Source organism: Candidatus Peribacteria bacterium, from assembly GCA_023038255.1.
Lineage (GTDB): Bacteria > Patescibacteriota > Gracilibacteria > Peribacterales > Peribacteraceae > CALREJ01.
Map to the genome: position 1 here is coordinate 627,285 of CP082927.1, position 12,642 is coordinate 639,926.

General features: G+C 48.6%; 11 protein-coding genes and 1 tRNA gene. 6 read left to right on the plus strand and 6 right to left on the minus strand.

Annotation, left to right across the window (positions count from 1 at the left end):
• Positions 1–37 precede the first annotated feature (37 nt).
• The 4 genes from K8942_02915 to K8942_02930 all read left to right on the plus strand — a co-directional run bounded on the left by K8942_02915 (position 38) and on the right by K8942_02930 (position 5,674).
• Positions 38–436: a hypothetical protein gene (locus K8942_02915; protein UPA21996.1), complete on the plus strand. Its 399-nt coding sequence runs from the start codon at positions 38–40 to the stop codon at positions 434–436.
• Positions 437–2,845: an AAA family ATPase gene (locus K8942_02920; GenBank protein UPA21997.1), complete on the plus strand. Its 2,409-nt coding sequence runs from the start codon at positions 437–439 to the stop codon at positions 2,843–2,845.
• Positions 2,846–2,892: 47 nt separating this feature from the next.
• The gene (locus tag K8942_02925; protein UPA21998.1) at positions 2,893–3,648 is read left to right on the plus strand and encodes a DUF3298 and DUF4163 domain-containing protein; all 756 of its coding nucleotides are present in this window, start codon (positions 2,893–2,895) and stop codon (positions 3,646–3,648) included.
• A gap of 169 nt (positions 3,649–3,817) precedes the next feature.
• Positions 3,818–5,674, plus strand: a complete 1,857-nt coding sequence (locus K8942_02930) for a hypothetical protein (protein UPA21999.1) — start codon at positions 3,818–3,820, stop codon at positions 5,672–5,674.
• A gap of 454 nt (positions 5,675–6,128) precedes the next feature.
• Here the strand turns inward: K8942_02930 and groL are convergent, their stop codons facing one another.
• The 4 genes from groL to K8942_02950 form a co-directional block, all read right to left on the minus strand.
• On the minus strand, positions 6,129–7,763 hold the full coding sequence (gene groL / locus K8942_02935; protein UPA22000.1) for a chaperonin GroEL: 1,635 nt from the start codon (positions 7,761–7,763) through the stop codon (positions 6,129–6,131).
• Between the two features lie 43 nt (positions 7,764–7,806).
• Positions 7,807–8,136, minus strand: coding sequence for a co-chaperone GroES (locus K8942_02940; GenBank protein ID UPA22001.1), 330 nt, complete (start codon positions 8,134–8,136; stop codon positions 7,807–7,809).
• A 72-nt stretch (positions 8,137–8,208) separates the two neighbouring features.
• On the minus strand, positions 8,209–8,511 hold the full coding sequence (locus K8942_02945; GenBank protein ID UPA22002.1) for a hypothetical protein: 303 nt from the start codon (positions 8,509–8,511) through the stop codon (positions 8,209–8,211).
• Positions 8,512–8,537: 26 nt separating this feature from the next.
• Positions 8,538–9,464 (minus strand): hypothetical protein, encoded by a 927-nt coding sequence (locus K8942_02950; protein UPA22003.1) that lies wholly within the window; start codon positions 9,462–9,464, stop codon positions 8,538–8,540.
• 116 nt (positions 9,465–9,580) lie between these two features.
• Between K8942_02950 and K8942_02955 the strand changes: the two genes are divergently transcribed.
• On the plus strand, positions 9,581–9,943 hold the full coding sequence (locus K8942_02955; GenBank protein UPA22004.1) for a methionine-R-sulfoxide reductase: 363 nt from the start codon (positions 9,581–9,583) through the stop codon (positions 9,941–9,943).
• Between the two features lie 8 nt (positions 9,944–9,951).
• Here the strand turns inward: K8942_02955 and K8942_02960 are convergent, their stop codons facing one another.
• Positions 9,952–10,275 carry a hypothetical protein gene (locus tag K8942_02960; protein UPA22005.1) on the minus strand — a complete coding sequence of 108 codons (324 nt, stop codon included), beginning with the start codon at positions 10,273–10,275 and terminating at the stop codon, positions 9,952–9,954.
• A gap of 131 nt (positions 10,276–10,406) precedes the next feature.
• Positions 10,407–10,492 (minus strand) — tRNA-Leu (locus tag K8942_02965).
• A gap of 114 nt (positions 10,493–10,606) precedes the next feature.
• On the opposite strand from K8942_02965, the gene K8942_02970 reads away from it, so the two are divergent.
• Complete coding sequence (locus K8942_02970) at positions 10,607–12,640, plus strand: O-antigen ligase family protein (protein UPA22006.1); 2,034 nt, start codon at positions 10,607–10,609, stop codon at positions 12,638–12,640.
• The last annotated feature ends 2 nt before the right edge of the window (positions 12,641–12,642 follow it).

Genomic DNA, 12,642 nt, shown 5'->3' on the forward strand with positions numbered 1-12,642 from the left:
AGTGATTTTCCGCTATAATGATAGGATTATTTGGAACATGCCGACTCCCACCAACACCTCCATCGGCGCACTCTTTCTCCGCTGGTATCTCGTGCAGAGACCGGGGGAAATTGTCCGTGAGTACGTGGCGTATGCGGCAGCGTTCGGATCAATGTTTTCGATCATCTTCTTATTGAAGACACTCTTTGCACCGTGGAAGAGTATCCGCGACAGCTACCCGACAAAAGGATTTGATCTCACGGCTATTCTACAAACCCTGACGCTGAATATCACAGCCCGTGCCATCGGATGCATCATCCGCCTCGGTGCATTGGTGTTCGGTGCTCTTCTGCAGGCTGCGCTCTTCGCGGGCTTCTCGCTCTACATTCTTCTGTGGCTGGTGTTTCCGTTGGTCGCCTTCCTTGCCATTCCATTCCTTGTCTACGTCTCGCTCTAAATGCCATTACTGACGCTCAACTTTGCCGGCACCAAGGAATTCAAGACAGCACGTCTGCGTAAGCTGGCACTGGGACGAGTCTCAATGCTGATCTATGCCGTCATCCTGATTGGTTTTGGCATTGTGTCGTATCAGACCAATGATCCGTGGCCATTCCTCCTGGCTGCCTTCCTTATCCTGTTTTTCACACATGTGATGAAACTGTTTTTGGAAGAAGAGCTCGAAAACGATCTGCTTCCTCTGTCGGAAAATGCTCCGGTCGAATCCTGGCTTTCGCACAGCCTTCTTTCTCACCTTGTCCCGAAAAAGAAAACATCCGCTGGCGATCTTCTGGAAGCTGCTGTCCATACAACACGCGGACGGTTTTTGCTGGAAGAATTAAGTATTGATGCAAAAGACATGCTGGTGAAATGCCGCGCTGATATAGATCAGAACGTCGAGCTGGAGATGTTTTTGAAGTACGCCAAGCAATCACTCACGACGTTCAATGAAACGCGCATTGATGCAAACATTGTGTTGTACCTTTTCTTCACATTCGTGCATTGCTGCCGCGATCTTCTGAATCAGGCGGACTTGTCTGAAGAGGACCTTGTGGGACTCCTGCACTGGGAACATTTTCATCATCATTTCCGTCTGAAGGATAAGCCGTGGAGTCCGCAGGCTATTGCGCACAATAGTTCCCTCGGCCGTTCGTGGATTATGGGGTACACCGATGCACTCGACATGCTGACAACGGAAATCGATGCATCACAGGAAACGAGTGGTGAACGCAGCATTGTCATTCACAAAGAAGTGGTTGATGCAGTCCTGCGTATGCTTCTCCGCTCGAAAGAACGCAATGTGCTTGTTCTCGGAAAAACAGGAACCGGCAAACGCACGCTCATCCGAAATGTCGTGAAAGAACTGCGCAGTCACGAACGTACAAAGCATCTGCCGTTTACTCGCGTTCTTCAGTTGCAGACAGAAAAGTTGCTCTCAGGAGTGGCAAACCCCGATGCCTTCCTGCTGAATGCACTGAACCGCGCGCAGCAGAGCGGGCGTTTTATTCTCGTCATCCGCGATCTCTCCCTGCTCCTGCGCTCCGCAGATCAGAACCTGATGGGAGTCCTGAAAAAGTTTTTGGAATCATCCAGCATTTCTGTGGTCGGTATTGCAGACACGCAGGATTATCATTCACTGATCAAAACGGATCCGATGCTTGATAGCCTGTTCCAGAAAGTGACTGTCGAAGATGCAAACGACGAAGAGGCGATGGAAACCTTGATGGCCCATTATTTCGCATTACAGAGCCATAATATCCGCATCACATACAAGGCGCTCAAATCCATTCTCGACCTCACCAAGCGCTTCCTTTCCATGCGCGGAGGTCTTCCGGGCACTGCGCTCGATGTGATGGACGAAGCGGTCCATCGTGCTGCGGAAAACGGGGACACGTTTGTGCGTGAGACCCATGTACGCGAAGTCATTTCCCTCAAGAGCCGTGTGAACGTCCAACAGGTATCGGAAGGGGAGAAGGAAAGACTGCTCGTACTCGATGAAGCAATGCAGTCACGTGTAATCGGTCAGGACAATGCGATTCATGCAGTCGTCAGCTCACTCAAGCGCGCTCGCATGGATTTGCGTGAGAGAAAAAAGCCTGTCGGGACATTCCTGTTTTTGGGTCCGACCGGTGTCGGAAAAACGGAAACTGCAAAAGTACTTGCGGAAGAATATTTCGGCGCAAGCGATGCAATGATCCGTCTGGATATGAATGAGTACAGTCACGCAGACAGCGTCTTTGGTGTCATCGGTGATTCCGGATCTACAGAAGGATTCCTCGCACAGCGCGTTCAGGACAAACCGTTCTCCCTCATTCTCCTCGATGAAATCGAGAAAGCACATCCGACCGTGCTCAATCTCTTCCTGCAGATTCTGGATGAAGGATTTTTAACAGACAGCCGCGGTATCCGCACAGATTTCCGCAACACAATCATCATCGCCACATCCAACGCCGGCGCACTCTTCATCCGCGATTTTGTCAAAGAACATGCGGAATACGACAAGCAGGCATTCAAAACTGCACTGATTGATTCCATTCTTCAGCAGAAACTTTTCACGCCGGAATTCGTCAACCGTTTTGATGAACTCGTTCTGTTTTATCCGCTGTCACTTGAAAACGCCGGACGCGTTGCAACACTGATGATCGATTCCATTATCGGTGACCTGCAGAAACGTCGCGGCATTACAGTCCGCCTGGAAGATGGTGTGATTGCCGCTCTCGTGAAGCGCGGTTACAGTGTGGAATTCGGTGCACGTGAAATGCGCCGCACCATCACCGATATGATTGAAGACTATCTCGCGGATTATCTGCTCCGTCACGACGTCAAGCGCGGCGATGAAATTGTCATCCCGGCTGCAGCCATAGAATAATGTCTCTTTGGCAGGATCTCTTCCGTTGCATCTGCTAGCATCGGCACATGAAGACTTCCCTTATGTATGTTCTGTGTACAGCACTCATTCTTTCGGCATGTGGCGCAGAAAAAAGCGCTGATGGTGTGAGGATCGTGACCGATACCGTGAACGTCACAGAACAAGCCTACACACTCACACTGCGTGTTCCACAAATAAAAGGATTAAACGACAGCGCAACGCAGACCGACGTGAATGACCGCCTGAAGAAAATAGTCGATGATGCAAAAACCGGATTCTTAAACGAGATTAAAGACATCGTGATCGAACCCGGTGATGATACAAAAAGCGGCCTGACCGTCGACTACAAGGCCGGTACGTTCTCGCAGGATATTCTCAGCATCGTCCTGGAAGCATCACCGTACATGGCTGGTGCCGCTCATCCGAATCACGTCAGCGTGTCTTTTGTGTACGACGTTGCAACGAAGAAGGAAATCGCATTCACAGATCTCTTCAATACGAATGCGAAATATCTTGAGCGCCTTTCGACACTCACCATTGAACAACTGATTGCAGAATCCAAGAAAAAAGGAACGTTCTATGCACAGAAAGAGCAGACAATCCGCCAGGGGGCAGGGCCCAAGGCAGAGAACTTCAGGACATTTTCCATCGAAAACGGCAGTATTGTCCTGACATTCGACCCGTATCAGGTCGGCCCCTACGCTGAAGGCACGCAGACCGTCACTCTGTCCAGAGCCCAGATAACCGACGTTTTGAGCAATTACGGCAGGAAATTATTGAGCGAAACGGAGAAGAAGAGTTAAATACACATCCTTCTGCCTCACGTCTTTGCTGCCATGAACTCTGCTACGAGAAAATCCCACCTGTTAGTGGACACTCAGTTAGGGTAGAAGGATCGGGTTGCTGAGATTGTATGATCTCAGCGCCCTTTTTCATTGAATCCCTGAAAGCAATCAATTATTGTTCCCCACTATGTCACCCACACTTTCCACCGCTGATGTTCTCAGCTCTCTTGATGCAGAATTTAGTGAAAACCGAAGCAACGCAGAGCTTTTAGAGGCAAGAATCGAAAATATCCGGAATCCCGGAAAACTTGAAAGTATTGCAAAAGAAATTGCTGCATCGAGAACAAGAATGTCCGAGCTGCTTATTCACACCAATGAGATCAAAGAAATCAGCAATCCTTTAAAGCAAAAAGAGGACTTCAGTGCAGAAATCTGGAATGAGCGTTTTGTACGCCTGGGAGACATCAATGACATCGATGGTCTGTTTCCCGAAGGGGAACAATTGCGCATGCTGATCTGGTCCAGAATGCCTGACTGCCGTTTCAAGCGTATTCAGGAACTCTACTGTCAGCCGGAGGATTTTTGCGTTCCAAGATTCACCGTCGTCGACAAGAGAATTGTCTTCCAGGCAAGCACGCGCTTTGATGATTTGTCTCTGGACCCCATCCTGATGGATATCAATCTTGTTGCCGATTCCCTTCTGGAAAAGCTCCAGATAGCAGAGTTCCCGGAGGAAGACCCAGTGGAGCACCTGAAAATGAAAGCTGCGGCACTTCCACGATTCAAAGAAATTCTGGAAAGAGCGACGCAACTCTCTCCGCGCAACAAGCGTATTTTGATTGTGGCATCACAGCACAACCAGACCGAGAGCATTGAAGCAGATGTTCGTGGTGCACCGAATGCGGTGGAAGGGGCAATAATCTACCTGAAAACAGATGACAGAAAAAAATCACCGACAAAAAAGAAACAGTTTGAAAGACGGTCTGCACAGTTCTTCGAAAATGGATATGACGCCAAGCGCAAAACACATCACGAAGAACTTGCGTATAGCAATGAAGTATCAAAGCTTTCAAAGCTCATTGTCAGAATCAAAAACATCAATGGTGAAATTGATGCACAATGGAAAGCCGAGGCTGCGGATTCTGTAAAACAGGATATGCGCAGTAGAGCGAATGAATTATTCGGGGAATGCGCGGAGACACTGCAATTCTGCTCTAATTTGTACAAAGTAAAAGCGCGCACCCGTGTTGCCACTATTAAGAGTCATATCAGTGAAGACGTCACAAAAAAGCCGAATATCTCTGCAGTCATGACCTGTATGACATCTGCCAGAGAAGATCTGCAGAAGCGTAACGAGACGGACATTGTCGAAAAAAGCGGCTTCAATCAGAATGATCGCGCCGGACTCCAGACTCAGCTGAAAAAACATGAGGATATCATTGCGGAGTACGGTGCAGGAATTATGTCTGTTGCCAAAAGCTTTGCAGACAATCCGGATATTTTTGAGCCGGATTATTTATCTGCTGATGAAATTCCGGTCAAAGTGCAGGAATTCCTGATGCAGGTACGTCCTGAACTTCTCGATGAAGTCATCATGGCGCCGTTTGTGACCTATGCGTCGAAACTAAAAGAAAAATACGATGCACTCGGGGCGGCAGCATCTATGCAAGACAGGGAAGCAGCTGCGCAGATTCTGATTCAGATGCATGTCATCAAAAAGTTTTCAGATGTGCAGAAGGTATTCGAAAAGATTAAAGAAAGCATCATCGATCCGCGCTTTGTGTCTGTGGATGTCATTCGAACATTTATCACGGATCTGAACCGGGAATTCTTTGCATTCCAGATTTTCGGAGAGACGATTGTCGAGAGTTACGTTCCTGCCTACGAAAGCATGCGATCCTCTTTGGCTGTCATGGAAAAAAGACTGACACACTATGAAGCACACAAGGCGATGACCATTGAAGAGCGCACGGAAATGTACGGACGTATGAAGGAATACCTGGATAGGTTTGATATTCCCACAATTGTTGGAGGTTTTGAGTAAGCACACTCAAGGCTCATCACAATTTGCCAAATAATGCGAAAAGTTTATAATATTTTGCCGATCGTATGTTCGGTTTCTGCTTCACGGTCTTTCACACGCAAGGAAAACAGATGCTTGTACTTATGTTAGTGCTACTAAGCTTCCTTGTAGGAAGCGGTACAGCGGAAGGAATCATTCTGCTTGTTTCACGAAGTAAAGAAATTGCGGATAAACAACAGTTTATATACAGAATGTCCGTTTTTTTTATACTGTTGAGCTTTACTCATACAATACAGTGCATCTTGAAACATCCGGAAAGAGAGGGTTTCATCTCTATTATCTACTGCGGAACCATTGGTGGTTTCGTGGTTATGTACCTTGCAAGAAAGAAAGATGCGGATTAATAAAATCTGATCCTTTCAGATTTTAAAACCCCCAGCTCACGAATGTGCTGGGGGTTTTATCTCTATAATCTTTAGAAATCCATTCCACCCATTCCACCACCTGCCGGCATAGCAGGCTCTTCCTTCTTCGGAATATCGGTGACAGCAACTTCCAGCGTGAGGAACATGGCAGCAACGGAGACTGCGTTTTCAAGTGCTGCGCGTGAGACTTTCTTCGGATCAATCACCATGCCTTTCACGAGGTCTGTGTATTCACCCGTGAGAGCGTTGTATCCGAAGCCGTCTTTTCCTTCCTTCACTTTGCTCACCACAACATCACCGGCTACACCTGCATTTTCTGCGATATTCTTGGCAGGAGCCGTGAGAGAGTTCATCACGATCTGAATACCGATCTGCTCGTCTTTGTTGCTGGTCTTTTTAAGCAATGCTTCAAGTGTCGGCAATGCGCGGATGTACGCCGTTCCGCCTCCCGGGACGATTCCTTCCTCAGCAGCTGCACGTGTTGCGGAGAGAGCGTCTTCCACGCGGTGCTGCTTCTCTTTCTGTTCCACTTCTGTCGCGGCACCGACTTTGATGACAGCAACACCACCAGTGAGCTTTGCGAGGCGCTCCTGGAGTTTCTCGCGGTCGAAGTCTGACTTTGTGTAGTCGAGCTGTGCCTTGATTTCATTGATGCGCATTTCAATATCCGCTTTCTTTCCGCGGCCACCCACAATGAGTGTTGCATCTTTGCTCGCAACAACACGACGTGCTGTTCCAAGATCGGCAACCGTTGCATTCTCAAGCTTCAGACCGACTTCCTCGCTGATGACGCGACCGCCTGTGAGAGCGGCAATGTCTTTCAGGATTTCTTTGCGGCGATCACCGAATGCGGGAGCCTTCACAGCAAGAGCCACGAATGTGCCACGGAGTTTGTTCAGAATGAGGGTCGTGAGTGCTTCGCCTTCAATGTTTTCTGCAATGATCACGATTTCCTTCTTACCCTTCTGGGCAAGGCCCTCAAGAAGCGGCAGGATTTCCTGAATGGAGCTGATTTTTTTGTCGGTAATGAGAATGGATGCATTCTCAAATACAGCATCCATGCGAGCGGTATCAGTCACGAAATATGGCGAGATGTAGCCATTATCGAACTGCATACCTTCCACGAATTCTTTCTCAAGACCCAGTGTCTGACCCGCTTCCACAGTCACGACTCCGTCCTTTCCCACTTCGTCGATGACTTCTGCAATAGCCTTTCCGATTTCGCTGTCCTGTGCAGAAATTGTCGCAACGGCTTCGAACTCATCTTTCTTCGTCACATCTTTTTTCAATTTGCCGAGGAAATCTGTCACTGCGCCCGTCGCCATTTCCATACCACGCTTGATGAGAATCGGATTGGAACCGGAGCTTAAGTGCTTCATGCCTTCGTCCATCATTGCGTGTGCAAGAACGGTTGCGGTTGTGGTTCCGTCACCGGCAGCATCGTTTGTTTTCGTTGCCGCTTCCTTCACAAGCTGCGCGCCCATATTTTCAAACGGATCATCCAGTTCGATTTCTTTGGCGACTGTGACACCATCTTTCGTGACAGTCGGTCCGCCGTATTTCTTATCAATCACAACGTTGCGGCCCTTGGGACCCATGGTTGCGCGGACAGCAGCTGCGAGTTTGGTGACACCGCTCAGCACTTTCTGACGTGCCTGGTCACCGAAGAGAAGTTGTTTAGCCATATAATAGGTTATAGGTAATAGGAAATAGGAGAATAGGGATGCGTTATTTTACGAGACCAAGAATGGAATCAACGTGGAGGATTTTGACTTCGACATCTTTATTGTCTTTATCCTTGAGTTTGACGTCGTCACCGGCATATTTTCCGAAGAGGACCTTGTCGCCGACTTTCAGGTAATCGTGCGGATTTACATTGTCTTTGCCCATGCCGCCCTTTCCGAGTGCGAGCACAATACCTTCCTGGGGCTTTTCGCCTTTGGCCGTATCGGGAATCACAATGCCACTTGCTGTAACCTGTTCAGCCTCAATAGGCATGACAACGACACGATCTCCAAGAGGTTCAATCGAGACGGCTAATTTTGGAAGAGTTGCCATAGAAAATGTATGGGAAATGAAAGAAAAATGACTTGGTTAGCAGTCCCTATTTTAGAGTGATAATTTGGATCGTCAAGTAAGCGAGGTCTCCTCATAGAAATACAGCCCCCTTTCTCTGTCTTTTGAAAGAGATTTCTCTCGCAGCAGCACATTCATTTTATCCCGCACAACCGCAAAGAAGCGGCGGGGAATCCCTATGGCATCAATAATCTCATCCACACTACAGCCAGCGTCCCCGGACGAACGGACTCTGTGTACGATAAATTCCCGCAGATCATCAACCACTATCTGGATATGTTCAATGGTATCAGCGGATGCAAAACGGCGGACATCGGTCGGTCCGACAAAGCGGTGTATGGAAGAGGGCGCATTCATAAAAGGGCTTACTCTAGCAGAGCTGATCAAGCAGGACCATATGCTTCACCCAGCAGAAGATCTGTCAGCTTTTCATAAAAATGCCTGTAGTTTTTTCCCATAGAAAGCGGGGACAGTCCTACCTTCGCATTAAGTTCAATCAATCTCCAGTTCCCGCCTTTGCCGCGTGCAAAATCCGCAGAATAAATGCGGCGCGGATACCGGGACAGTTTTGCGTCGACTATCTTCATCATGTTCAAAGCTTCATCAGGAATGTCTCCAATCAATACCTCCGTCTCCTTTCCGCCGAGAGATACATTGGAAATACGCAATCCTTCCGCAGGCGTCCGGATGTAACTCACAACTACTTCGCCATTAATGCAGACCATCCGGAAATCGTGCATGCCGTCGACCAAACCCGGAATGCCATCGGAGGTATCCACAAATTCCTGAATGAGATACGGAAAATCTGTCACATGCTTTGCAATATCCTTTTTGGACTCAATAAAAATACCGCGTCCTTCGGCACCATCAATAGGTTTGGCAACGACGGTGTCTGTAGGAATTTTCTGCAGAACACCATCAAGTTCTGATGCTGCATGGGCAACAAAAGTGACAGGAACGAGATCCGGAAACATCTCTGCTGTAAGCTCTTTGTCGGAACAAACAGCATCAAATGCAGGATCATTGGCAAAACGCGTATTGGCATCGCCGACAAAATCTTCACCCTTGTCATACATCATATCCACGCTGATTGGCTCATCATGCAGCCGGAAATCATCATTCTCAAATGCCCAGTAGCGTGAAAATGTCATCCCTTCTCTGTACGTATCCAATCCGCGCACAATCACAAAACGGCCGCCTTTTTCTGCAATCATTGCCGCCAGGTCATGATAGGCGCTCCTGTATTCTTCTTTATTGAATGGATATCCATTGAAGTGCGGATCCGTAAAGTAGACAGCAATAGTTTTCATCCCCTGATTATACCTCTTTTCCGCACCAGGCACAGAAAATGACCGACTTAATGGAGCCCGACCAGAATCCGATTCCGCTTGTTTGCACAGAGACGTGAAAAGAGGACAATAACAGCATGGAACTCAATCAGCTCACTGCAGAAGAGGCACATGTCATAGAGGACAAAGGAACGGAACGTCCGTTCAGCGGGGAATACGATAACTTTTATGAAGCAGGAACGTATATCTGCAAACGCTGTAATGCAGAACTGTACCGCTCAACGGATAAATTTGATGCCGGCTGTGGCTGGCCCGCGTTTGATGATGCCATTCCCGGAGCTGTCAAAAGCATTCCCGACAGTGACGGCATGCGCACGGAAATTCAGTGTGCCAACTGCGGAGGACATTTGGGCCATGTGTTCCACGGAGAAAAAATTACCCCGAAAGACACGCGGCACTGTGTGAATTCACTGTCGATGCGGTTTATTCCGACTTTATAACCATCTATTTAATAATCACCTTCTTTTTTAAGAAGAGGGAGAATGGTATTTCCGATAAAACGCAGTTGTTGCTGATTGAAGGAAATAATTTCATGCGTAATAGGGGATTCGGCCATACTGAGTGATCCTTTCTTGATTTCAAATACTGTCGTCTGTTCGTCATCAATAGAAATGACTTGTGCCCGAAGGATGATCTGTACTAATTTTTTTCTGCTGTTTAAACAAACAGATACAACTATATGTACTTTGCCTGCAGCCAAAACATCTTCATCGAGCATTAAATCCGGAAAACCAAGGACAGTTGCCTCATCAGTCACATCGGCGCTGTACACGTTGAGCATCATAAATTTGAGGCATTAAAGCCAAAAAAATGACAAATGCAAGAAAAATGTACAGTGAGCCAGCTTGGCAGCGCCACGCGGCACGTAAAAACAACTGTCACTTCGCTTTGCGCGTTTTTACGTGGTGCCGATGGGGAGACTCGAACTCCCACAAGATTGCTCTTATACGCTCCTGAAGCGTACGCGTCTACCATTCCGCCACATCGGCCGATTCTGTGAAGTGCCTGCGCGCGTCTATCCGCGAGCCGGGGGATGATACCAAAACTTGGGCCATTGTACATTCATGTTCATTCGCCAGGTAAATTGGCCTATACTTTACGCCATGAATCGTTTGTCTGTCTCCCGCATCAGTGAGTGGTCTCTTCTCCTGCTTTTGTGCTTTTCCATCCTCTGGAGAGGGGGAAAGGGCCTGGAATCAACGTGGTTACTGGCAGGTGTCGCTGGCATTATGACGCTTCTGTATGCAGCAAAACGGTTCTTTGGGATTACGAGCGGCGATGCGGCAACAGGCGCCAAGAAGATTGATACACCGGTCTTTCTTTGGGCTATGGTGCTTGGTCTGATGTTTCTCAGCATTGCTAGCTACCTGCACTCATCCGTGCAGAATTACGGACTGGACACAGTCTTTCGGAATGTTTCCTTATCATTGATTTTCCTCTGGGTGATCCGCCAGAAAATTGATGGAACACAGGAGAGATTTTTCACTCGTTTTTTACAGGTGATTACCGCAACGGCAATCATTGCCGCTCTTATAGGAATCGCCGTCTATGTCTTCCAGCCCGTAAACCGTCTGGTTGGCACATTCTTTGATATCCGGTTCACAACAGACTATTGGCCGAATGCATGGGCTGATTTTGCGCTGCTTGCATGGCCGCTTGTTGTTCTGCAGCTCATTCGCACGGAAGCACTGAAGCTGCGTGCCGTCATCCTGTTGGGATTGGGAATGCTGATCGGTGCATTACTCCTGAGCTATTCGCGCGGCGCTCTTCTGGCATTTGTGGGACAGTGCATTCTGACAGTCCTCTCTATCGGCGCTCTTGGCATCAGTGATATCCGGTATAAGCGCATTCTCAAGAGTGCCGTATCGGGCATTATCGTACAGGCGGTGGTTGTCACAACGATCGCCGTTCTCCTCTTCCTCGGTGTGAACCAACTGCGATCACAGCTCTACCCGGTTCAGTCTGTTGCAGAAAAAATCACCTTTACCGCGTCCGAGGGGACATCATCCATCGACGAGCGCAGTCAGTTCTGGCAGCAGTCCTTCGAGCGTTCGTTTGATCATCCGTTCCTTGGATACGGTCCATACAGTTTCCGCTTCGTGCAGCCATCTTCCATGCAGCACGTCCTGGCAACATCGGACCACGCGCATAACGTTATTCTGAATACCGCACTGGATTTTGGATGGATTGTCGCGGTGTTGCTTGTCCTTATTGTACTCACGCCGGTGCTGTCATCTGCACGGATGCTTTTTGTGGACAGGCGTGAATGGTCACAGGAAAAAGACATGAATGCAGTCTTTCTTTTGGTTGCGGTCCTTGGCGTTGCTGCGCACAACATGATCGACTACAACTTCCAGTTTGTGGGCATCGCGCTTCCGTTCTGGCTGTGTCTGGGATTTTTGATGGTGCCGCGTGCACGGAAAGAATCCGTCGCAACATCGTTCATGTACTGGAAATTTTCCCGCTACCTCATCCGCGTCAAAATTTTTCTGGCTGTTCTCCTTCTGACTGCCGTGTTCGCGGAAGGTATAGGACTGGTCCTTTCGTCTTTCGGTCGTCATGCAGAAGCCAATGGGGAAACCGACACCGCTCTGCAGTGGTACGACCGTGCAAAGCATGAATGGTTCAGCCGTGATATGCATCTGAGCGAGGCACAGCTGTACCTCCAGAAAAACGATCCTGCATCCGCTCTGAACGCCCTCACTGTGTACATGACACAGAATGCTCTCGATGCCCGTGCATGGAAGCTGCGGGCCATGGCGCTCCTGCGCGATCAGGATATTTCGGGTGCAACTGCTGCTATTGAGAAAGCCTACGCAATCGGGAAATACACAGATCTCGGCATGCTGGATCTCCTCCTGCAGACCGCACGCGATCCGGAACAGAAAGCAACACTCCTCACCAGGAAACTGGAGTTCGATGCCATCTTCTCTGCCTATGCTGATGCCATTGAACAGAACACACACTTCATCGCGCTCTCGCAGAATGTCGAAGAACTCCTCTCCGTCGCACGTGAACTCTCACAGCTCTTTCCTATGGATGAAAGACGATACAAGCAGATAGCCCGCAGAGCTGCGGACCACGCACGCGAAGAACGCGAGAAATACACCGCTCAGGCAACAGGCATGTTGTGGTAAGA

Bases quoted from the DNA above. Each gene is read 5' to 3' on its own strand.
- K8942_02950 (UPA22003.1), bottom strand. From the start codon at position 9,464: ATGAAAACTATTGCTGTCTACTTTACGGATCCGCACTTCAATGGATAT.
- K8942_02920 (UPA21997.1), top strand. From the start codon at position 437: ATGCCATTACTGACGCTCAACTTTGCCGGCACCAAGGAATTCAAGACA.
- K8942_02955 (UPA22004.1), top strand. From the start codon at position 9,581: ATGGAACTCAATCAGCTCACTGCAGAAGAGGCACATGTCATAGAGGAC.
- K8942_02970 (UPA22006.1), top strand. From the start codon at position 10,607: ATGAATCGTTTGTCTGTCTCCCGCATCAGTGAGTGGTCTCTTCTCCTG.
- K8942_02915 (UPA21996.1), top strand. From the start codon at position 38: ATGCCGACTCCCACCAACACCTCCATCGGCGCACTCTTTCTCCGCTGG.
- K8942_02945 (UPA22002.1), bottom strand. From the start codon at position 8,511: ATGAATGCGCCCTCTTCCATACACCGCTTTGTCGGACCGACCGATGTC.
- K8942_02940 (UPA22001.1), bottom strand. From the start codon at position 8,136: ATGGCAACTCTTCCAAAATTAGCCGTCTCGATTGAACCTCTTGGAGAT.
- K8942_02925 (UPA21998.1), top strand. From the start codon at position 2,893: ATGAAGACTTCCCTTATGTATGTTCTGTGTACAGCACTCATTCTTTCG.
- K8942_02930 (UPA21999.1), top strand. From the start codon at position 3,818: ATGTCACCCACACTTTCCACCGCTGATGTTCTCAGCTCTCTTGATGCA.
- groL (UPA22000.1), bottom strand. From the start codon at position 7,763: ATGGCTAAACAACTTCTCTTCGGTGACCAGGCACGTCAGAAAGTGCTG.